The 18,122-nt window shown below is 68.2% G+C and carries 19 protein-coding genes; 8 read left to right on the top strand and 11 right to left on the bottom strand.

The window, feature by feature from the left end; all coding sequences use genetic code 11:
• The first annotated feature begins 86 nt into the window (after positions 1-86).
• Positions 87-449: a DsrE family protein gene (locus ACFXJL_RS11635; protein WP_329020762.1), complete on the top strand. Its 363-nt coding sequence runs from the start codon at positions 87-89 to the stop codon at positions 447-449.
• A gap of 38 nt (positions 450-487) precedes the next feature.
• Here ACFXJL_RS11635 and ACFXJL_RS11630 read toward each other — a convergent pair whose 3' ends face one another.
• From ACFXJL_RS11630 to ACFXJL_RS11600, 7 genes are all read right to left on the bottom strand, one after another.
• Positions 488-775, bottom strand: a complete 288-nt coding sequence (locus tag ACFXJL_RS11630; RefSeq protein ID WP_358879547.1) for a DUF3099 domain-containing protein — start codon at positions 773-775, stop codon at positions 488-490.
• A gap of 253 nt (positions 776-1,028) precedes the next feature.
• The gene (locus ACFXJL_RS11625; protein WP_127832476.1) at positions 1,029-1,316 is read right to left on the bottom strand and encodes a DUF1416 domain-containing protein; all 288 of its coding nucleotides are present in this window, start codon (positions 1,314-1,316) and stop codon (positions 1,029-1,031) included.
• A 47-nt stretch (positions 1,317-1,363) separates the two neighbouring features.
• Entirely contained in the window at positions 1,364-2,209 is an 846-nt protein-coding gene (locus ACFXJL_RS11620) for a sulfurtransferase (RefSeq protein ID WP_384691458.1), read from the bottom strand.
• Between the two features lie 146 nt (positions 2,210-2,355).
• Positions 2,356-2,436 (bottom strand): putative leader peptide, encoded by an 81-nt coding sequence (locus ACFXJL_RS11615; RefSeq protein ID WP_350962106.1) that lies wholly within the window; start codon positions 2,434-2,436, stop codon positions 2,356-2,358.
• 485 nt (positions 2,437-2,921) lie between these two features.
• Complete coding sequence (locus tag ACFXJL_RS11610) at positions 2,922-3,671, bottom strand: DUF2993 domain-containing protein (RefSeq protein WP_384641989.1); 750 nt, start codon at positions 3,669-3,671, stop codon at positions 2,922-2,924.
• A 133-nt stretch (positions 3,672-3,804) separates the two neighbouring features.
• Positions 3,805-5,280 (bottom strand): hypothetical protein, encoded by a 1,476-nt coding sequence (locus ACFXJL_RS11605; protein WP_384691455.1) that lies wholly within the window; start codon positions 5,278-5,280, stop codon positions 3,805-3,807.
• Positions 5,281-5,290: 10 nt separating this feature from the next.
• On the bottom strand, positions 5,291-5,545 hold the full coding sequence (locus tag ACFXJL_RS11600) for a MoaD/ThiS family protein (RefSeq protein ID WP_329020775.1): 255 nt from the start codon (positions 5,543-5,545) through the stop codon (positions 5,291-5,293).
• A 664-nt stretch (positions 5,546-6,209) separates the two neighbouring features.
• Here ACFXJL_RS11600 and ACFXJL_RS11595 point away from each other — a divergent pair.
• Complete coding sequence (locus tag ACFXJL_RS11595) at positions 6,210-6,980, top strand: response regulator transcription factor (RefSeq protein ID WP_358879550.1); 771 nt, start codon at positions 6,210-6,212, stop codon at positions 6,978-6,980.
• Positions 6,981-7,003: 23 nt separating this feature from the next.
• The gene (locus tag ACFXJL_RS11590) at positions 7,004-8,026 is read left to right on the top strand and encodes a LacI family DNA-binding transcriptional regulator (protein WP_329020780.1); all 1,023 of its coding nucleotides are present in this window, start codon (positions 7,004-7,006) and stop codon (positions 8,024-8,026) included.
• A gap of 51 nt (positions 8,027-8,077) precedes the next feature.
• On the opposite strand, the gene ACFXJL_RS11585 is transcribed toward ACFXJL_RS11590, so the two are convergent.
• The 3 genes from ACFXJL_RS11585 to ACFXJL_RS11575 all read right to left on the bottom strand — a co-directional run bounded on the left by ACFXJL_RS11585 (position 8,078) and on the right by ACFXJL_RS11575 (position 10,422).
• A complete protein-coding gene (locus ACFXJL_RS11585) occupies positions 8,078-8,482 on the bottom strand; it encodes a hypothetical protein (RefSeq protein ID WP_384691450.1) in 405 nt (134 codons plus the stop codon).
• Positions 8,483-8,633: 151 nt separating this feature from the next.
• Complete coding sequence (locus ACFXJL_RS11580; RefSeq protein WP_384691448.1) at positions 8,634-9,083, bottom strand: hypothetical protein; 450 nt, start codon at positions 9,081-9,083, stop codon at positions 8,634-8,636.
• A 133-nt stretch (positions 9,084-9,216) separates the two neighbouring features.
• The gene (locus ACFXJL_RS11575; protein ID WP_384691445.1) at positions 9,217-10,422 is read right to left on the bottom strand and encodes a helix-turn-helix domain-containing protein; all 1,206 of its coding nucleotides are present in this window, start codon (positions 10,420-10,422) and stop codon (positions 9,217-9,219) included.
• Positions 10,423-10,618: 196 nt separating this feature from the next.
• On the opposite strand from ACFXJL_RS11575, the gene ACFXJL_RS11570 reads away from it, so the two are divergent.
• From ACFXJL_RS11570 to ACFXJL_RS11550, 5 genes are all read left to right on the top strand, one after another.
• The gene (locus tag ACFXJL_RS11570; RefSeq protein ID WP_384691442.1) at positions 10,619-11,551 is read left to right on the top strand and encodes a S1C family serine protease; all 933 of its coding nucleotides are present in this window, start codon (positions 10,619-10,621) and stop codon (positions 11,549-11,551) included.
• Between the two features lie 20 nt (positions 11,552-11,571).
• Positions 11,572-12,303: a response regulator transcription factor gene (locus ACFXJL_RS11565; protein ID WP_358879555.1), complete on the top strand. Its 732-nt coding sequence runs from the start codon at positions 11,572-11,574 to the stop codon at positions 12,301-12,303.
• Positions 12,300-13,715: a sensor histidine kinase gene (locus tag ACFXJL_RS11560; protein ID WP_384691437.1), complete on the top strand. Its 1,416-nt coding sequence runs from the start codon at positions 12,300-12,302 to the stop codon at positions 13,713-13,715. The genes ACFXJL_RS11565 and ACFXJL_RS11560 overlap by 4 nt, the downstream gene beginning before the upstream one ends.
• Before the next feature lie 122 nt (positions 13,716-13,837).
• Positions 13,838-14,026: a hypothetical protein gene (locus tag ACFXJL_RS11555; protein WP_384691435.1), complete on the top strand. Its 189-nt coding sequence runs from the start codon at positions 13,838-13,840 to the stop codon at positions 14,024-14,026.
• Between the two features lie 121 nt (positions 14,027-14,147).
• On the top strand, positions 14,148-15,752 hold the full coding sequence (locus ACFXJL_RS11550; RefSeq protein ID WP_384691432.1) for an ABC-F family ATP-binding cassette domain-containing protein: 1,605 nt from the start codon (positions 14,148-14,150) through the stop codon (positions 15,750-15,752).
• A gap of 166 nt (positions 15,753-15,918) precedes the next feature.
• Here the strand turns inward: ACFXJL_RS11550 and ACFXJL_RS11545 are convergent, their stop codons facing one another.
• On the bottom strand, positions 15,919-17,748 hold the full coding sequence (locus tag ACFXJL_RS11545) for a bifunctional metallophosphatase/5'-nucleotidase (protein ID WP_384691429.1): 1,830 nt from the start codon (positions 17,746-17,748) through the stop codon (positions 15,919-15,921).
• Between the last annotated feature and the right edge of the window lie 374 nt (positions 17,749-18,122).

Here is an 18,122-nt window from a genome sequence, read left to right as displayed (position 1 = left end):
CCTGACGTACGCGTTCCGTTCCGTATGCACCCAAGTGACATCCGGGCGAGGAATGAGGTTGTGGTGCCGCGCATTACAGTTCGGACATGGCGAAGAAGCTCGTGATCAAGGTGACCTCCGGCGCGGACGCGCCCGAACGCTGCTCGCAGGCATTCACCGTGGCGGCGGTCGCCGTGGCCAGCGGTGTGGAGGTGTCGCTCTGGCTGACCGGGGAGTCGGCGTGGTTCGCGCTGCCGGGACGGGCCGCGGAGTTCGAATTGCCCCATGCGGCGCCGCTGCCGGAGCTGATCGCCTCCATCCAGGCGGCCGGCACCATCACGCTGTGCACGCAGTGCGCGACTCGCCGGAACATCACGGAGAAGGACGTGCTGGACGGTGTGCGGATCGCCGGCGCCCAGGTGTTCGTCAGCGAGATCATGCCGGAGGGCGTTCAGGCGCTCGTCTACTGACACCCCGGCGCCGTGCGCCGACACACCGAGACAACGGGTCAGGGGCTCTTGTCCCGGTCCGAGGGCGGTTCAGGGCGGCGCTTGCCGTCCAGTTCGTCCCACCACTCGTCTGATGTGGGGTCCCCGCTCGGGTCGTCCCACCAGCGGTCCTCGGGGCCGCGCCGGTTGGCGACCATCGCCGCGATCGGCGGAATGACCATCGCCACCACGCACATGGCGACCGCGGCGGGGACCGACCACAGCCGCACGAAAGCCCAGGCGGACACGAAGAGAACGAGGCATCCGCCCATCAGGACGAAATAGGCACGCCGACGCCGTGCGTACATGACTCCAGCGTACGGCCGGAGTGCGGCGCCGGGGCAGTCTCCGCCCTGGCCAGTGAATGTTTTCCAGCCGCCACGAGCGGGGCTCGGGCCCGATGGGTGCGCAGGGGCACCCATCGCACGCCGGGCGGGCCCTCACCGTCGAACGACCGAAGGGCCGCACCCCGTTTCCCAGTGGCGTCCAACCCCCGGGGGTGCGGCCCTTCGGCCAGTCAATCAACGCGGTCGTCGACCGCGATCCTTCGGATGCGATCCGTCAGACGGCGATCGCGACCTCGGCCAGCCCGCCCGTCTGGGCGACGACCGTACGGTCCGCGGTGCCGCCTGGCACGAGCGCACGCAGCGTCCAGGTGCCCTCGGCCGCATAGAAACGGAACTGTCCGGTCGCCGAGGTCGGGACCTCGGCGGTGAACTCGCCCGTCGAGTCCAGCAGTCGGACGTAGCCGGTGACGGGCTCGCCGTCGCGGGTCACCTGACCCTGGATCGTGGTCTCACCAGGCTTGATCGTCGAGGCGTCGGGGCCGCCCGCCTTCGCTCCACACATACAGCTCTCCAAAGATCCGGAATTCGAGAAGTCGAAAGGTGGGGGAATTACTTGGCCGCGCCGAGCTCGATCGGCACGCCGACGAGGGAGCCGTACTCGGTCCACGAGCCGTCGTAGTTCTTGACGTTCTCGACACCGAGCAGCTCGTGCAGCACGAACCAGGTCAGGGCGGAACGCTCACCGATGCGGCAGTACGCGATGGTGTCCTTGGCCAGGTCGACCTGCTCGGCCTCGTAGAGGGCCTTCAGCTCGTCGTCCGACTTGAAGGTGCCGTCGTCGTTGGCGTTCTTGGACCACGGGATGTTGCGCGCCGAGGGAACGTGGCCGGGACGCTGCGACTGCTCCTGGGGCAGGTGCGCCGGGGCGAGCAGCTTTCCGCTGAACTCGTCGGGCGACCGCACGTCGACCAGGTTCTGCACACCGATCGCGGAGACGACGTCGTCGCGGAAGGCGCGGATCGCGCTGTTCTGCGGCTTGGCCTTGTACTCGGTGACCGGGCGGGACGGCACCTGGGCGCCGTCGACGAGGTCGCGGGAGTCCAGCTCCCACTTCTTGCGGCCACCGTCGAGGAGCTTGACGCTGTCGTGGCCGTAGAGCTTGAAGTACCAGTAGGCGTAGGACGCGAACCAGTTGTTGTTGCCGCCGTAGAGGATGACGGTGGTGTCGTTCCCGATGCCCTTGGCCGAGAGGAGCTTCTCGAAGCCCTCCTGGTCGATGAAGTCCCGACGCACCGGGTCCTGGAGGTCCCGGGTCCAGTCGATCCGGATCGCGTTCTTGATGTGGTTCTTCTCGTAGGCCGAGGTGTCCTCGTCGACCTCGACAATGGCGACCTGCGGGTCGTCGATGTGGGCCTCGACCCAGTCGGCATCTACCAGGACGTCGCTGCGGCTCATGCTTTTTCTCCTCCGGGGCAGTGTGCGGCGGGCTTTGCGATGAAGGGCGATGTGGGTACGCAACAAACGCGGGGAGGCGGGCGTACCGCACGGGGCGGCCCTGATCAGAGGTCGAGGGGCCAGGGATGCCGGAGCGGAGCTCCAGCTCAGACGGCGCGACAGAGCATGGCGGCGACGCGGCACAGGTCTACTGCCCGCCGCTTCGTGAGGTCCGCCTGTCGCTTCATGGGTCCGATCGTAGGGACGATCCGGGCGGGATGTCACCGGTGTGTCAAATAATGAGACACGATCATCCATCATTCGAGACGCTTATCGGGTCGAATCCACCTTCGGGCACCCCGAGACGGGTTGTGCCTGCCCACCTTCTACACAGCGGACACACCCGTCTCACGATGCGGAAGATTCGCCTCAGGGCTCCGATATCGGAGAGCGAGGCCGCCGACACCCGGCCCGACACCGCACGGCTCGAAGTGGCCCGTGGTCCTCGTACCGGGCACTGGGCACTGGGCACTGGGCAAGGTCGTCCGTACAGATCAGCGCGCCGGGTGCCGCTCTTCGCCCGTCGTCCGCACACCACGACTGACGCCGGTGGACCAGCGGGTGCAGCACGGTGGGCGACCGCACCGGCCAGCGGGGGGATGGTTGAAGGATGGCCGGTTCTCAACCCGGCTACACCGGTGCACACTGGCCACGCCCGGTGCGGCAGCAGCGCTCAGCCGACCAGCGAGACGTTCGTGCCGGTCCCCGTGAACTTCAGCCCGTCCTCGGTGACTTCCGCCCGGTCGAGCTTGAGCCCCGCGGGCATCCCCTCGATCTTCAGGTCGTAGTCCAGGGCGCGCCGGATCTCGTCGTCGAAGCCCGGCACGGGCAGCTTCGGCAGGGAGTCGGCCTTGAGCTTGACGGTGTTCCCGCCCGCCAACTGGACCGTGCTGTAGACGGTGGCCTCACGTCCCTTGAGCAGGCTCTCGAAGGTGCGGGGCACCTGGATACCGGCTCCCTCCAGCACTTCGAGCAGCGGACCGACGACCTTGACCTGCCCCTTCGCCGCCCGCTCGGCACCCGCATAGCCGACCTTGGCACCGGCCGGTGCGGCCTTGCCGAGATCCGCGTACGAGATCCGGGCGGAGCCGTCGGCACGTGCCGCGACGGCCGACGAGTAGTTGTCCTTGATCTTCACATCGACGAGCTCGGCCCTGACCTCGGTGACATTGACCGTACGGCCGCTGGCGGTCGCGGTGATCCCCTTGAGGCTGATGCCCACCTCGTCGAGTTCCTTGGCCATGACCTGCGTCAGGAAGGGGAAGCCCTTGATGGATACCTCCGGCGTCGAGCGCAGCCCTTGGGAAGACCTGATCTTCTCCGCGGCTTCCGACTCCGCCATGGAGACCGCGAGGCGGTCGGCCGCGACGAAGAGGCCGCCGAGGATGACGCCGATGATCAGAAGTATTCGCACTGCACGCATGGCCCGGTGTCCCCCACCCTGGTTCGTCCCTCCGCGTGACGCCCGAGGGACTGGCTGGGTTCCGGACGACGCCCTGTCATGAGCGAACGACGTATGGGCGCTGGCTTTGGTTCCGTTGTTCGATCCAGAAGGTCTAGGCCAGGACCCGCCCGATCAGATAGACCGCCGGGGCAGCCGCGGTCAGGGGCAGCGCCACACCAGCGGTGAAGTGGACGAAGCGGGAGGGGTAGTCGTAGCTCGCGACCCGCAGACCGACCAGCGCCAATCCGCCAGCCGCCGCACCGAGCAGCGCGGCGCCCGTACCGAGGTCGGTCAGTGAGCCCGCGACCGCACCGGCACCCACGGCAGCCAGCAGGGCCGCCGCGATGGACGCCACAGCCGGCAGGGGCAGCGCCCGGACGAACACCGCGACCGCGACCGCGATGCCACCGACCACCACCGCATCGTCGGATGCCGCGAAGTACCCGGCGGCCAGGATCGCCAGCGCGGCCGATGCCACGGTCGCCATCAGTCCGGACATCCGCTCGTCCGCACCGGCACGGCTGCGGAGTTGGAGGACGAAGGTGAGCAGCACCCAGACGCCGAGCGTGCCGAGGATCGCGGTGAGCGCGTTCTCCCGTCCCGCCCACAGCAGGGCGACATCCGCGGCGAGCCCGCCCGCGAACGCGAGCGCGATGCCCTGACGCGCGGGCCACATGCCGTTCAGCCGGAACCAACCGGCCGCGGTCACCGCCTGGAGCGCGATGAGCGGCAACAGCAGCCCGTAGGAGCCGATGGCAGCCCCACCGGCGAGGAGAAGTCCGAGTACGGCGGTCAGCGCCGCGGGCTGAATCCCGGGGGCGATGATCGGCGAACGCCCTTCGGCCCGAGCGCGCTGGGCATCGGTGATCCGAGTGTTCCCGCCGGTGGTGGGGGTGCTGTAGCTGTCCGGGGTCGGTGCTGGCACGGCGGTGGGTCGAGCCTGCGCGGCACGCCGTCCGGGGCCGGCCGCACGCGGGGAGGCCGGACCGCCAGGACGCTGGGCTGCCTCCGGCGGCAGTGGCGCCCCTCCACCACCGGGTCCGGCGGAATGAGCGTCGCGCACGGGCGGCAGATAAGCGGTCTCGGCGGCTGCCGGAGCAGGACCGCCATCCCGTACGGGCGGGAGGTACGCGGTCTCAGCAGCCGCAGGTGCCGGGTGTTCGTCCCGTACGGGGGGAAGGTAGGCGGTCTCGGCGGCCTCAGGGGGCATCGCGCCGCGCGGGTCATGGGGTGGGACAGCGGGCTGGTAGGTCGTGTCCCACGTCTCGCCCTGCCAGGTCTGCGCCGAGGCGACCGGGTTCGGCTGTGGGTAGGGCTGCTGCCCCTGTGGGTACGGCTGCGCCGGATCCTGGGGGTACTGCACGGCCCCCGCCTGCGGATGTGCGGCGTGGGCCGAGTGCACAGGGGGGTAGGGCTGCTGTTGGGCAGGGCTCTCGCCGTACTGCCCCTGGACCCGTCCCTGCTGCGCCTGCGGCTCGGGCTGTGGCTGTGGCTGTGGCTGTGGCTGTGGCTGTGGAGCGTACGGGTCGTACGGTTGCCCCTGCTGCCCGGGCTGCGGAGCGTACGGGTACTGCTGGTCACTGCTCATGCTGTGGGGTTCACCCTCCTGCGAACGGCGGGAGCACCTCGACCGTGCCGCCCTCGGCAAGCCGTACCGTCTCATGGCCACGGGTACCCACGGGCGCACCGTCCACGAGGAACGAACAGCGTTGGAGCACACGGGTCAACTCACCGGGGTGCCGCTGTCGCACCACGGCCAGGGCCTCGGCGAGCGTTCCCGCCGCATAGGGCTCCTCCGCGGTGCCGGCCGCCGCCTTCGCCGCGGCCCAGTAGCGGATCGTGCCCGCCGCCATGTGCCACTCCTCTCGTCGCCGTCCATCATCGTCCATCGGCGCGGCGGCTCGGGGATCAGCAGGCGTGTGATCCGGCCGCGCTCCCCGGTCACGGACGGGCGGGAGCGGCCACCCGAATGGTCGTGTCCGCGCGAGGAGAACGAGATCAGGTGCGCGACTGCCGCGCACGACGTCCACCGCACGTCGCACGGCCCCACCCTCGACGGCACGGCGCAAACCCGACGCCGCAGACGCAGCCCCGGACGGCGACATGGCTCACACCGCTGGTACAGGGCTGGTAAAACGCCTCGATCCGTACCGCGTCCGCGATACGAAGGACGGGAAGCCGGGAGCCGTGAGTGACCTGAAGAACATCCACAGTGTGAAATCGGCCCCTTGGCTCAGAAGTCATCTGGGCTATTCTGCTGGGAAGAGACCCGGGCGATGCAGCCCCCGGGTCCTTTTGCGTTTTCCCGCCGTTGTTACAGGTAGGTGAACGCAAGGAGTCAACGGTGATCCACGGCTCGGATCACGGCTGACACCACCAGGAGCGAGACCAGCACCACGCGCAGTATGGAAGCAGCAGGGCCGCGATACGTCCTCGCAGGGACCGAGGAGGAACCGACGTTATGGGCGAGCGAACCGTGCACCACCAGACAACGACGAAGCCGGCAGGTGAGGCGCGATGAGTTCACTCCTGCTGTTGACCAATGCACTCCAACCATCGGCGGAAGTGCTCCCCGCGCTCGGACTGCTGCTGCACGGTGTGCGCGTGGCCCCGGCCGAGGGCTCGGCCCTCGTGAACACCCCCGGCGCCGATGTGATCCTCATCGACGGCCGCCGCGATCTGCCGCAGGTGCGATCCCTGTGTCAGCTGCTGCGGTCCACCGGCCCCGGCTGTCCCCTGATCCTCGTGGTCACCGAGGGCGGGCTCGCGGCCGTCACCGCGGACTGGGGCGTCGATGACGTACTGCTCGACACAGCAGGTCCGGCCGAGGTCGAGGCCCGGCTGCGGCTCGCCATGGGCCGCCAGCAGATCTCCACCGACGACTCCCCCATGGAGATCCGTAACGGCGACCTCTCCGTCGACGAGGCCACGTACAGCGCCAAGCTCAAGGGCAGAGTGCTGGATCTGACCTTCAAGGAGTTCGAGCTGCTGAAGTATCTGGCCCAGCACCCCGGCCGGGTCTTCACCCGCGCCCAGCTGCTCCAGGAGGTCTGGGGGTACGACTACTTCGGCGGTACCCGCACGGTCGACGTCCACGTACGGCGACTGCGCGCAAAACTGGGACCGGAACACGAATCCCTCATCGGAACCGTACGTAATGTCGGATATCGCTTTGTTGTACCGGAAAAAGTTGAGCGGGCGGCCGAGGAAGCCGCTGCTTCTGCGGTCACTCGAACGGAGGAGACCTCCGGAGTTGAAGAAGCAGCCGGACGGCCTGCCCGGAGGTAGGACACCGCGCGTAGACTCCGCTCGTGGCCAAGGTGACGCGGGACGACGTTGCGCGACTGGCGGGGACTTCGACCGCCGTCGTGAGCTATGTCATCAACAACGGACCCCGGCCGGTCGCACCGGCCACCCGAGAGCGTGTGCTCGCAGCAATCAAGGAGTTGGGGTACCGGCCGGACCGGGTCGCGCAAGCCATGGCTTCGCGACGCACCGATCTCATAGGCATGATCGTTCCTGACGCCCGTCAGCCCTTCTTCGCGGAGATGGCGCACGCGGTGGAGCAGGCGGCGGCTGAGCGCGGAAAGATGGTGCTCGTCGGCAACTCCGACTACCGGCGTGAGCGCGAGGTCCACTATCTCCGGGCGTTCCTCGGGATGCGGGTCTCGGGGCTGATCCTGGTGAGTCAGGGACTCGACGAGAAGGCCGCGGCCGAGATCGAAGCCTGGGACGCCCGGGTGGTGCTGCTGCATGAGCGGCCCGAGGCCATCGACGATGTCGCCGTCGTCACGGATGACATCGGCGGCGCCCAGATGGCGACGCGCCATCTGCTGGAACACGGCTACGAGTACGTGGCGTGCCTCGGCGGACCGGAGCCCCTGCCCTCGGTGGGGGACCCGGTCACCGACCACGTCGAGGGTTGGCGCCGGGCAATGCTGGAGTCCGGACGCTCCGTGGAGGGGCGACTCTTCGAGGCGCCGTTCAACCGGTACGACGCCTACCGGGTCGCCCTCAAGCTGCTCGCGGGCCCCGACAGACCGCCCGCGATCTTCTGCTCCACCGACGACCAGGCATTCGGCGTGCTGCGGGCGGCCCGCGAACTGCGGATCGACGTACCGCAGGAACTCGCCGTGGCCGGCTTCGACGACGTCAAGGAAGCCCACCTCACGGACCCGCCCCTGACCACGGTCTCCTCCGACCGCCCGGCGATGGCCCGAGCCGCGGTGGACCTCGTACTGGACGAGAGCCTGCGCCTGACGGGCTCACGCCGGGAACGGGTGAAGCAGTTCCCGTCGGGGCTGGTGATTCGCAGGTCGTGCGGTTGCGAGTAGCGCGGCCCGCTGCTCAGTGGCGCGTTCCTCTGGCCCCGGTACCGTCCGGGGTCAGAGAAGGCGTACGAACACTCGGGCCGTGTTGTGGAAGCGCACGGTCACACCGAAGTATCCGGTGCGGGCCTCTTCCCTGGTCGACCAGCGTTCGACCGCCGCGATCTCCGCTGAACCGGACTGGGCGAGCAGCGCGGCCAACCACTGCTCGGGAGAATCGGTCGCCCGCGGCGGGTCCTGGGGCTTGATCGGGTCGCCGTGGACCGGGGTGTCTTCGAAGTCCGTGTGCTTGGCGCCGTCGGGGAGTTGACCGACGACGCCCCAGCGCGTGACGTCGGCCACGGTGATCGCGAACCCGCAGGGAACTGAGTCGTCCATCTCGGCGAGCGTCTGGGCCGAGCCGGCTGTGGGGTCGTCCCCGGCCAGAGCGATCACGAATTCCTGGAACCTGGCGGGGCGCATCCTCAATCTCTTTCCCTCGGGGCCAAACGGATCACCGTAGGGGCAGGAACAGAGGCTGTGGCCTGTTCCGACGACGATCCACCCGAAGGAGCGACGGCACAGGCGCGGAGTTCATCGAGGCTGGGCGTAGTCCACCGGGGCGCTGTGCGTTTCAGGGGCGCCGCGGAAACAGGGCGTTGATCTCGGCCAGGAGTTGATCGTGCTCGGGGCTGCCGACGATCGCCTCGGCCTCGGGGTCGCGGTAGCGGAAGCTATGGACTCCCGGATGACAGGCGAAGAGGGTGCACGCTTCGTTGAGACCTGCGGGTTCACCGTTGTCCGCGGAGCAGTCCGGAAGCAACAACACCGTCTGGGGCGGGTGCTCGGTCACCCAGGCCGCCCACATCTCCCCGCGGGACGCGTCGTCCAACTGCCAGACCAGGTCGTAGTGCAGACCGACGGGGTGCGCCTCCAGTTTGCAGCTCAGCGTCGTCTCGATGTACATCGGATCACCGGCGTCCGGAGCGATGTCCAGCATGAGCGCAACCAGCCGCATGGGCAGCACGGCCCGCACTCCGCAGATGAGTGGCGCTTCCTCCTGTACCGAGACATCCGGGTTCATACACGGCTCCTTGGTCAGAGCGATCGCGCGGAGGCGATCTCACGGTCACCATTGACCTACTGACCGTCAGAATGCCGACAGTAAAGAGCCGCAGCGTTCCCGAAGAAGGAACACTGCGTCACTCTGGACGGCCCTACATGCCCACCCATCCCGCAAGGGAGGCCAGCCCCTGCGGAGCACACCGCTGGCGGCGGACGAGAACGGCGATGGTCTCGCGCATCAGCGGGTGGTATCTGGCCTGTTGGGGGGCAGCTTCGCGGGCGCGTTGGAGGAATCTCTCGGATGCCTCGGCTCTGCCCATCTGTGCATAGGCCCGGGCCATTTCTATGTAGTACCTGCCCACGCGCATCCTGGGGTGGTCGGCCGGGAAGACCAAGCTCTTGGACGACTTGACCGCCTCGCCGAGATTCCCCAGTTCGACCGAGGCGGCAACGTCGAAATGAGTCACGTTCGTGGCACCGAATGCGGCCCAATACACCCGGGGAACATCCCGTCCGATCTCGTTCGCCGATGTACGGGCCAGTTCCAGATGGTTGGCCACGTCGTCCTGATTCTGGGCTTGGGCTGCGGCGATGGCCGCGGCCAAGTGCAGCGTCCCGGACACTGCCAACGCGGGCACCGACCCCGTATCGTCATGCTGGGCCACCAGAACATGGGCTCGCTCCAGCACCTTCAATGCCATGCGGTTGTCACCCCGCCGCAGAAGCATGGCGCTGCGATATCGATGACGGATGGCTAGCAGCAGCGGGTCTTGTGCCTGCTCTGCCATCCAGCCCATCCGCTCCAGGGCGATCATGGCCAACTGCTCGTAGCCCAGACGGGAGGCGAATTCATACGCCACCCAGTAGGCCCAGCTCGTTGACGCTGCGGCCTGTCGTCTCTCGGCACCCTCGGACAGTAAGCTCACAGCCGTGGTGAGCTCGCCCAGGAGACCGGGGAGTTGGGAGCCAACTCCCTTGTACTCGGTGGCACACGCACTGGCACAGAGCTTCTCGACATCTGCGGCGATCTCGTTCACTGGCCGGGGCACGACATCCGGATCGGGCCCGAGGTCGTAGAGATCGAGAGCGTCGGAGAGTGGCGCGATCATGTGATCGAGCTTGTCCTGCTGCATCTCTGACAGGTACGGCTGCCCATTGAGCGCTGCTACATCGACTTCCAGCGCGCGGGCCACCGCGGCCACCATCGCGGGTGTTGCTGGACTGAGTCCGGCCTCGACCTTGGCGATCGTGCCCCGGGAGACAAAAGCGCGCTGGGCCAGTCCGATCTGGGTGAGCTGGCGCAGTTTCCGGTAGTCGGCGATGCGCGCGCCGATGTGTTCGTCAGTGCCACCGGACATGCTGGCATCTCCGTTCGGTGAGTCGACACCGAAACCGTACCCATGGGCCGCGCACCGGGAACGACGATCGGCCAGGGCCTCAACCTGAGGAGTATCCGGGAACGGCCGGGTCCTTTATCTCGGGCATACCGGGTTCTTCGCCCCTTCTCAGCGGGAACTCAGACTCCTCTCATCTACGGCAACGACAGTCAATGACATGACGGACCTCCCTCAGACTCCGCCCCAGTCCTCCTCTTGGCCCCCGTTCCCGACCCAGCCCCCCGAGCCCCAGCACCGTCGTGCGCGGCGACCCGTCGCGCTGATCGTGGCCGTCGCGATCGCCGCGGCGGCCATCGGTGGCGGGGCGGCCACCCTGTTGGACGGGGTCACCGGCCAGCAGAGCGCCCCGGCAAGCCAGGGGGTGCGCGGTACCACCGTGTCCACCAGCAGTGCGGGGACCGTCGCCGGTGTCGCCCAGGCCGTGTCGCCGAGCATCGTCGAGATCTCAGCGAACACGGGGGCGGGCGCGTCCACCGGCTCGGGAGTGATCATCTCCGAGGACGGCGAGGTCATCACCAACAATCACGTGGTCTCCGGCGCCGCTGCGGTCAAGGTGCAGCTCAGCGATGGCAAGTCCTACGACGCGGAGGTCACCGGGACCGACGCCAGCAAGGACCTCGCGCTGATCAAGATCAAGGGGGCCAGCGGGCTGAAGCCCGCCGCACTCGGTGACTCCAGCAAGCTCAGGGTCGGCGAGGAAGTGGTGGCGATCGGTTCCCCCGAGGGACTGACCGGGACCGTGACCAGCGGTATCGTCTCGGCGCTCGACCGCGACGTCACCGTCGGCAAGGAGCGCGAGAGCCAGCAGCAGGAGTGGCCGTTCGAGTTCGGCGGCCAGGAGTTCAACGGCGACACCGGTGACTCCAAGACCACCTACAAGGCCATCCAGACGGATGCCTCCCTCAACCCGGGCAACTCGGGTGGCGCGCTGATCAACATGCGCGGCGAGATCATCGGCATCAACTCGGCCATGTACGCACCGAGCGCGGCGAACGGTTCCGCGGCCGGCAGTGTCGGACTCGGCTTCGCCATCCCCGTGAACACCATGAAGGACGTACTGGGCGACCTGCGGTCCGGCGAGAGCATCTGAGTGCGTGCAAGGCTGGCCCCATGACGATCCCCCGTGACGGCGAACGCATCCTCATCGTCGATGACGAACCGGCTGTGCGCGAGGCTTTGCAGCGCTCCCTCGCCTTCGAGGGCTACGGCACCGAAGTGGCCGTCGACGGCCTCGACGCGTTGGCGAAGACGGAGTCGTACGCACCCGATCTGATCGTCCTCGACATCCAGATGCCGAGGATGGACGGGCTGACAGCCGCGCGACGCATCCGCGGTGCCGGATCGACCGTGCCGATCCTGATGCTGACCGCCAGGGACACCGTCGGCGACCGGGTGACGGGGCTCGACGCGGGCGCGGACGACTATCTGGTGAAGCCGTTCGAGTTGGACGAACTCTTCGCCCGCATTCGCGCACTGCTGCGGCGCAGCGCCTACCAAGCCCCGCCCGACGCCGAGCAGGACGCGGGTCGTGACGTGCTGTACTTCGGCGATCTGCGGATGGACCTGGCAACCCGCGAGGTGCACCGCGGCACCCGCGCGGTGGATCTGACGCGTACCGAGTTCACCCTGCTGGAACTCCTGCTGGCCCATCCCCGGCAGGTGCTGACCCGGGAGCAGATCCTCAAGTCCGTCTGGGGCTTCGACTTCGAACCCAGCTCCAATTCACTGGACGTCTATGTGATGTATCTACGGCGGAAGACCGAGGCCGGCGGCGAGCCGCGGCTCGTGCACACCGTGCGCGGGGTCGGGTATGTGCTGCGGTCCGGCGGCGGTGAGACATGACCTCGTTGGTCGACCGCTTCCATTTCCATGGGCTGGCGCTCAGATCCCGGCTCGCACTGCTGGTGGCCACCGCCGTCGCGATCGCCGTGGCGGCGGTTTCGGTCGCCTGCTGGCTGCTGACCCGCGCCCAGTTGAACGATGAGTTGAACACCACGCTGGAGAACACCGTCGCCTCTGAGGGTTCGGTGCAGGCGGCGTGGGACCAGTGCTTCAGGAAGGGCAGCGCGACCGAGGAATACCCGCGTTTCGCCTACCTCCAGATCATCGATGCGGCGGGCAACCGCTGTGTGGCGTCGGGATCCAAGGCGGTCAAGATCAAATCGCCGGACATCGCCGTGGCCGGAGGGCTGCGCGAGAGCACCCTGCACGACAGCACCACAGACGACGGGGACGCGGTACGGGTCCACACCACCGCGCAGGTGCTGCCCGCACGACAGGTGGTGCTCGCGGTCTCGGTGTCCCGGCCGCTGGACGAGATCAGCACCTCGTTGAACCGGCTCGCCCTCCTCCTCACCGGGCTCGCGGGGGTCGGTGTGCTCGGTGCAGGCGCGGCCGGGTTGTGGGTGGCCCGGGCCGGTCTGCGGCCGGTGGATCAGCTGACCGGCGCGGTCGAGCACGTGGCGCGCACGGAAGACCTGACCGTACGCATTCCGGTTGAGGGTGAGGACGAGATCGCTCGGCTGTCGCGGTCGTTCAACTCGATGACCGCCGCGCTGGCCTCCTCGCGGGACCGGCAGGCCAGGCTGATCGGGGACGCGGGCCATGAACTGCGTACCCCGTTGACCTCGCTCCGGACGAACATCGAACTGCTGGCGCGCAGCGAGCAGACCGGTCGGGAGATCCCGCCGGCGGACCGTCGGGCGCTGATGGCCTCGGTGAAGGCGCAGATGTCGGAGTTGGCGGCGCTCATCGGCGACCTCCAGGAGCTGTCGCGTCCCGATGCGGTGCAGAGCGAGCCACTGACGGTGGTGGCCCTGCACGAGATCGTGGAATCCGCACTGGGTCGGGCCCGGTTGCGCGGACCTGAGTTGTCGTTCGAGACCCGATTGGACCCCTGGTACGTACGGGCGGAGCCGTCGGCGCTGGAGCGTGCCCTCGTCAACGTCCTGGACAACGCGGTGAAGTTCTCCCCACGGGGCGGGGTCGTCGACGTGCGGCTGACCGCGGGTGAGCTGATCGTGCGCGATCACGGGCCCGGTGTGGGCGCAGATGAGCTTCCGCATGTGTTCGAACGGTTCTGGCGCTCGCCCTCGGCACGGGCCCTGCCGGGGTCGGGGCTCGGGCTGTCGATCGTGGCCCGCACGGTGCAACAGGCGGGCGGCGAGGTCGAACTGCGTCCGGCACCGGGTGGTGGGACACAGGCGGTGATCCGGCTCCCGGGTGCCGCCCATCCGCCGCCCTCGCTGGACTGATGGACACTGCTGTCGTTTTGAAGCTGACTGTTTTGAAGCTGACTGTTTTGAAGCTTCTGCGGCTGTTCTCGCTCTGGTCCGCAGAAAAGTCTCACAGGGTGTGTCAGTGAAACCATAGAAGCATGAGATTCGTGCTTGAAGTGGATGTGGACGGGTTCACCAGCACCGAGGAGAAGGCGGAGGAGTTGGGTCGGATCCTGCGGTACTGGGCCGGGAACCTCCGCCACTACGCCTTGCTGCCGGGCGACGGGGCCGCGGTGAGCGATTCGGAGTACCGCAAGATCGGCCGCTGGAGCATCACGGCTGACTGAGCCCCAGGCACCTAGCGAGACGTAACGTCTTGCAAGGAAGAGAGGTGTGATCTAGAGTGATTGTGAGAGACGGTCCGTATCGTCTCTCGACTCACTGTTGCCCAGGAAGAGGAGTCACCGCTTGTTCCCAGTCGCCCAACTCACCCTGACCGATGTCACCAAGCGCTATGACGACCACGTGGTCCTCGACCGTGTCTCCCTCACCGTCCGCCCCGGTGAACGCGTCGGCATCGTCGGCGAGAACGGCTCGGGAAAATCCACCCTGCTGCGACTGCTCGCCCGGCGCGAGGAGCCCGACAACGGCTCGGTCACCGTCATCTCCCCCGGAGGCACGGGCCATCTCGCCCAGACGCTGGAGCTCCCCGACTCCGCACTCGTCTCGGACGCCGTCGATCTCGCCCTCGCCGAGGTGCGCGCCATCGAGCGACGCATCCGAGAACTGGAACACCGGCTCACCGAGCGCGGCGCGCTCGCCGCCTATGAGCGGGCGACCGCCGAATTCGCAGCGCGCGGGGGCGCCGACGCCGACCGACGGGTGGCGATCGCACTCCGCTCCCTCGGCGAACGCGAACCCCTCGATCCCACCCGCCGCCTCGGCACCCTCTCCGGAGGCCGGCGCTCCAGGCTCGCACTCGCCGCCACCCTGGCCTCGGCACCCGAACTGCTGCTGCTCGACGAGCCCACCAACGACCTCGACGACGAGGCGGTGCACTGGCTGGAAGACCGGCTGCGCAACCACCGGGGAACGGTCATCGCCGTCACCCACGACCGGGCCTTCCTGGACCGGGTCACCACCACCGTCCTCGAAGTGGACCCGGACCGAAAGACCGTGAGGCGGTACGGAAACGGCTACCACGGCTTCCTCGCCGGCAAGGCCGCCGCCCGGGCCCGCTGGATCAGGGAACACGAACAGTGGCGCGCGGACCTCGACCGGCACCAGGCGCTCGCCGAGTCGTCGATCGGCCGGCTCGCCGCCATCCCGCGCAGCGCCCCGTACGCCTTCAGCGGCGCAGGGCAGTTCCGGGCCCGCTCCCGCACCCACGGTGCGATGAGTCGCATCCGCAACGCCAAGGAACACATCCAGCGACTCACCGCCGATCCGGTGCCACCGCCCCCCGAGCCACTGCGGTTCGCCGCCCGCATCGCCAGCGGGCCGGACGAGACCGTACGGACGGTCGAGTTGAGCGGGGTCGACGTGCCCGGCCGGCTCCATCTGGACGCCCTCACCCTGGCGCCGGGTGGCCGGCTCCTGGTCACCGGCGCCAACGGGGCCGGGAAGTCCACCCTCCTCGATGTCCTCGGGGGCCGTCTGAGCCCGCTCCGCGGTCGGGTCGAGCGGCCCGATCGCGTGGGGCTGCTGCGCCAGAGCATCGCGATCGGTGACGATCCCCGGCCGCTCGCCATCGCCTTCGGCATCGAGCGGGCCGCCCTCCTCACCGAGATGGGCCTGTTCCGCACCGAGGACCTCACCACCCCCGTACGGTCGCTCTCCGTAGGCCAGCGGCGCAGAGTGGAGTTGGCACGGGTGCTGGCCGAGCCCGTCGATCTGCTGCTGCTCGACGAACCGACCAACCATCTCTCACCCGCGCTGGTGGAGGAGTTGGAGTCGGCGCTCCGCGACTACGACGGGACGCTCGTGGTCGTCACCCACGATCGCCGACTGCGGGAGTCCTTCAGCGGACAACGGCTGGAACTGACGGCTGCCGTGCCGGCGAACAGGCTTTGACTGCGTTGGCTGCATGACGGCTTTGGCTGCGTTGACTGCATTGACGGCGTTGACGGCGTTGGCTGCGTTGAAACGGAACGCGGAAGGGGGCGGCGGATCCCTCCCGGACCCGCCGCCCCCGACCGTTCTAGCGACTACTTCGAGTGAGCAATTGCCCTTTGAGCGACTACTGCACGACCGTGATCCGGCCGAGCGCAGGCGGCGCCAGCGGGGTGCCCGCACTGGAGTTCGCCGCGAAGTAGTCGAGCAGCACATCGAGGTCGGACGCGCCGACCAGCTTGTTGGTGTGCTCCTTCAGGACGGAGAAGCCGTCACCGCCACCGGTGAGGAACTCGTTCATCGCGACCCGATAGGTCTTGGCCGGGTCGATCGGCTCACCGTTCAGCTTGATCGAGCCGACGACGATCCGGTCCGCACCGGCCTTCGTCAGATCCAGCGTGTAGGTGAAGCCCTTGGACACCTGGAGGATCCTCGGGGACGCCAGGTTGGTGCCGCTGACCTGCTGTTGAAGGGTGGTGATCAGCTGAGCGCCGGTCAGATCGACGACGTTCATCATGTTGGTGAACGGCTGGACGGTGAACGCCTCGCCGTAGGTCACCACACCGTCGCCTTCGGTCCCGGTGCTCTTGTGCACCAGTCCGGCCCGGATGCCGCCCGGGTTCATCAGGGCGAGTTGGGCTCCGCCCTTGTCGGCGGGCGCGAGGGCCGCGAGTTGGGCGTCGGCGATCAGATTGCCCAGTGGCCGTTCGTTGGTGGGCGAGTTCTCGATGTCCGCGGAGATATGTCCGACCGGACGGCTCGCGATGGGCGCGGCCAGGGCGTTCCAGCGCTGGATCAGCTGGGTCATGTCCGGGGCCTTGGGGACATCACGGGTGACGACGTGGTTCGCCGAGGTGACAGCGGTGCGGACGATGTCCTTGGTGCGCCGGTCGTACGTCAGGGTCGTGTCGGTGTACAGCCGACCGAAGGAGGCGGCCGACGTGACCGTGCGCGGCTTGCCGGCCGGGTCGGGGATGGTGCACGCGTACGCCTGGTGGGTGTGGCCGGTGACCAGGGCGTCGACCTGCGGGCTTATCCGCTTGGCGATGTCCACGATCGGTCCGGAGATGCCGTCACCGGGACCGGGGCTGTCGCAGTTGTAGTTGTACGAGGTCGAGGCGGGGGCACCGCCCTCGTGCAGCAGCGCGACGATCGACTTGACGCCCTTGCGCTCCAGGATGCGGGTGTACTTGTTGATGGCCTCGGCCTCGTCACCGAACTTCAGGCCCTTGATGCCCGCGGCGTTGACGATGTCCGGAGTGCCCTCCAGGGTCACGCCGATGAAGCCGATCTTCACGCCCTTGCGTTCCCAGATGAAGTACGGGTCCAGCAGCGGACGGCCGTTCTTCTCATGGGTGACGTTCGCGGTCAGATAGGGGAACTCGGCGCCCTTGAATTTCTTGCCGCGCTCGTAACAGCCCTCGGTCGGGTGGCAACCGCCGTCCTGGATGCGGGCCAACTCGCGCGCACCCTCGTCGAACTCATGGTTGCCGACGGACGAGACGTCCAGGTCCAGCTTGTTCAACGCCTCGACGATGGGCTCGTCGTGGAAGAGGCCGGAGAGCAGCGGGGTGGCACCGATGAGGTCACCCGCGGCTGCGGTGACGGAGTACTGGTTGCCCTTGCGCGCCTCGCGCAGATGGGTGGCGAGGTACTCCACACCGCCCGCGTCGATCGTGCGGGTGGTGCCGTCCGGGTTGGTGTGGGTGACGCGCCCGGACGAACCGGACGGCGGCTCCAGATGGCCGTGGATGTCGTTGAAGGAGAGCAACTGGACATCCACCGTGCGGCCGTGGCCGTGTCCGTGCCCACCGCCCTTGCCATGTCGATCGTCGCGCTCCTCGGCCCCCGCGGGCACGGCGGCGACCAGTGCGCCGACGGTGGTGAGCGCGGCGACCGCGGTGAGCAGGCGGCGGCGGTTCCGGTGCGGTCTCGTCTGACGCGATCTTGCTGTCATGTGTCCCCTTAGTCCCCTTGCAACTCGGCCGTGGCGGTACTGCTGCGAGCGGCAGCCTAGAGTCAACGCGCGTAGCGCGACAGGGGTTGAGGGTTACGAGCTGATTGCCTTCTGCGGAATCCACCTCGCCGCAAGAGTTCCCACCGAACCGGGCGGCTCACTCGGGCGAAAGCCTCAACAGCCCCTCTGAGCTGCGATTTTCACCCGCGACTGACCGTCCAGGAGCGGGCTCGACCACCCAGCAAGGGCCTCGGGCAGCGCATGGTCCGGCTGACGAAGTGCGCCGCACCTGGGTCGATTCGCCATCGAGCGGACCGCCCGGGACCCCTGCCGGTCGCCGAGCCGGGGCCAGCCCCCAAACCCACTTCGGCACC

The organism is Streptomyces sp. NPDC059256, assembly GCF_042753785.1.
Taxonomy (GTDB): Bacteria; Actinomycetota; Actinomycetes; order Streptomycetales; family Streptomycetaceae; genus Streptomyces.
The sequence above is the reverse complement of the archived record's forward strand: the minus strand, read 5'-3'. Positions and strand labels throughout refer to the sequence as shown.

Bases quoted from the DNA above. Each gene is read 5' to 3' on its own strand.
- ACFXJL_RS11585 (WP_384691450.1), bottom strand. From the start codon at position 8,482: ATGCGCCCCGCCAGGTTCCAGGAATTCGTGATCGCTCTGGCCGGGGAC.
- ACFXJL_RS11580 (WP_384691448.1), bottom strand. From the start codon at position 9,083: ATGAACCCGGATGTCTCGGTACAGGAGGAAGCGCCACTCATCTGCGGA.
- ACFXJL_RS11560 (WP_384691437.1), top strand. From the start codon at position 12,300: ATGACCTCGTTGGTCGACCGCTTCCATTTCCATGGGCTGGCGCTCAGA.
- ACFXJL_RS11555 (WP_384691435.1), top strand. From the start codon at position 13,838: ATGAGATTCGTGCTTGAAGTGGATGTGGACGGGTTCACCAGCACCGAG.
- ACFXJL_RS11570 (WP_384691442.1), top strand. From the start codon at position 10,619: ATGACGGACCTCCCTCAGACTCCGCCCCAGTCCTCCTCTTGGCCCCCG.
- ACFXJL_RS11605 (WP_384691455.1), bottom strand. From the start codon at position 5,280: ATGAGCAGTGACCAGCAGTACCCGTACGCTCCGCAGCCCGGGCAGCAG.
- ACFXJL_RS11625 (WP_127832476.1), bottom strand. From the start codon at position 1,316: ATGTGTGGAGCGAAGGCGGGCGGCCCCGACGCCTCGACGATCAAGCCT.
- ACFXJL_RS11545 (WP_384691429.1), bottom strand. From the start codon at position 17,748: ATGACAGCAAGATCGCGTCAGACGAGACCGCACCGGAACCGCCGCCGC.
- ACFXJL_RS11600 (WP_329020775.1), bottom strand. From the start codon at position 5,545: ATGGCGGCGGGCACGATCCGCTACTGGGCCGCGGCGAAGGCGGCGGCC.
- ACFXJL_RS11630 (WP_358879547.1), bottom strand. From the start codon at position 775: ATGTACGCACGGCGTCGGCGTGCCTATTTCGTCCTGATGGGCGGATGC.
- ACFXJL_RS11620 (WP_384691458.1), bottom strand. From the start codon at position 2,209: ATGAGCCGCAGCGACGTCCTGGTAGATGCCGACTGGGTCGAGGCCCAC.
- ACFXJL_RS11575 (WP_384691445.1), bottom strand. From the start codon at position 10,422: ATGTCCGGTGGCACTGACGAACACATCGGCGCGCGCATCGCCGACTAC.
- ACFXJL_RS11565 (WP_358879555.1), top strand. From the start codon at position 11,572: ATGACGATCCCCCGTGACGGCGAACGCATCCTCATCGTCGATGACGAA.
- ACFXJL_RS11635 (WP_329020762.1), top strand. From the start codon at position 87: ATGGCGAAGAAGCTCGTGATCAAGGTGACCTCCGGCGCGGACGCGCCC.
- ACFXJL_RS11595 (WP_358879550.1), top strand. From the start codon at position 6,210: ATGAGTTCACTCCTGCTGTTGACCAATGCACTCCAACCATCGGCGGAA.
- ACFXJL_RS11610 (WP_384641989.1), bottom strand. From the start codon at position 3,671: ATGCGTGCAGTGCGAATACTTCTGATCATCGGCGTCATCCTCGGCGGC.
- ACFXJL_RS11615 (WP_350962106.1), bottom strand. From the start codon at position 2,436: ATGAAGCGACAGGCGGACCTCACGAAGCGGCGGGCAGTAGACCTGTGC.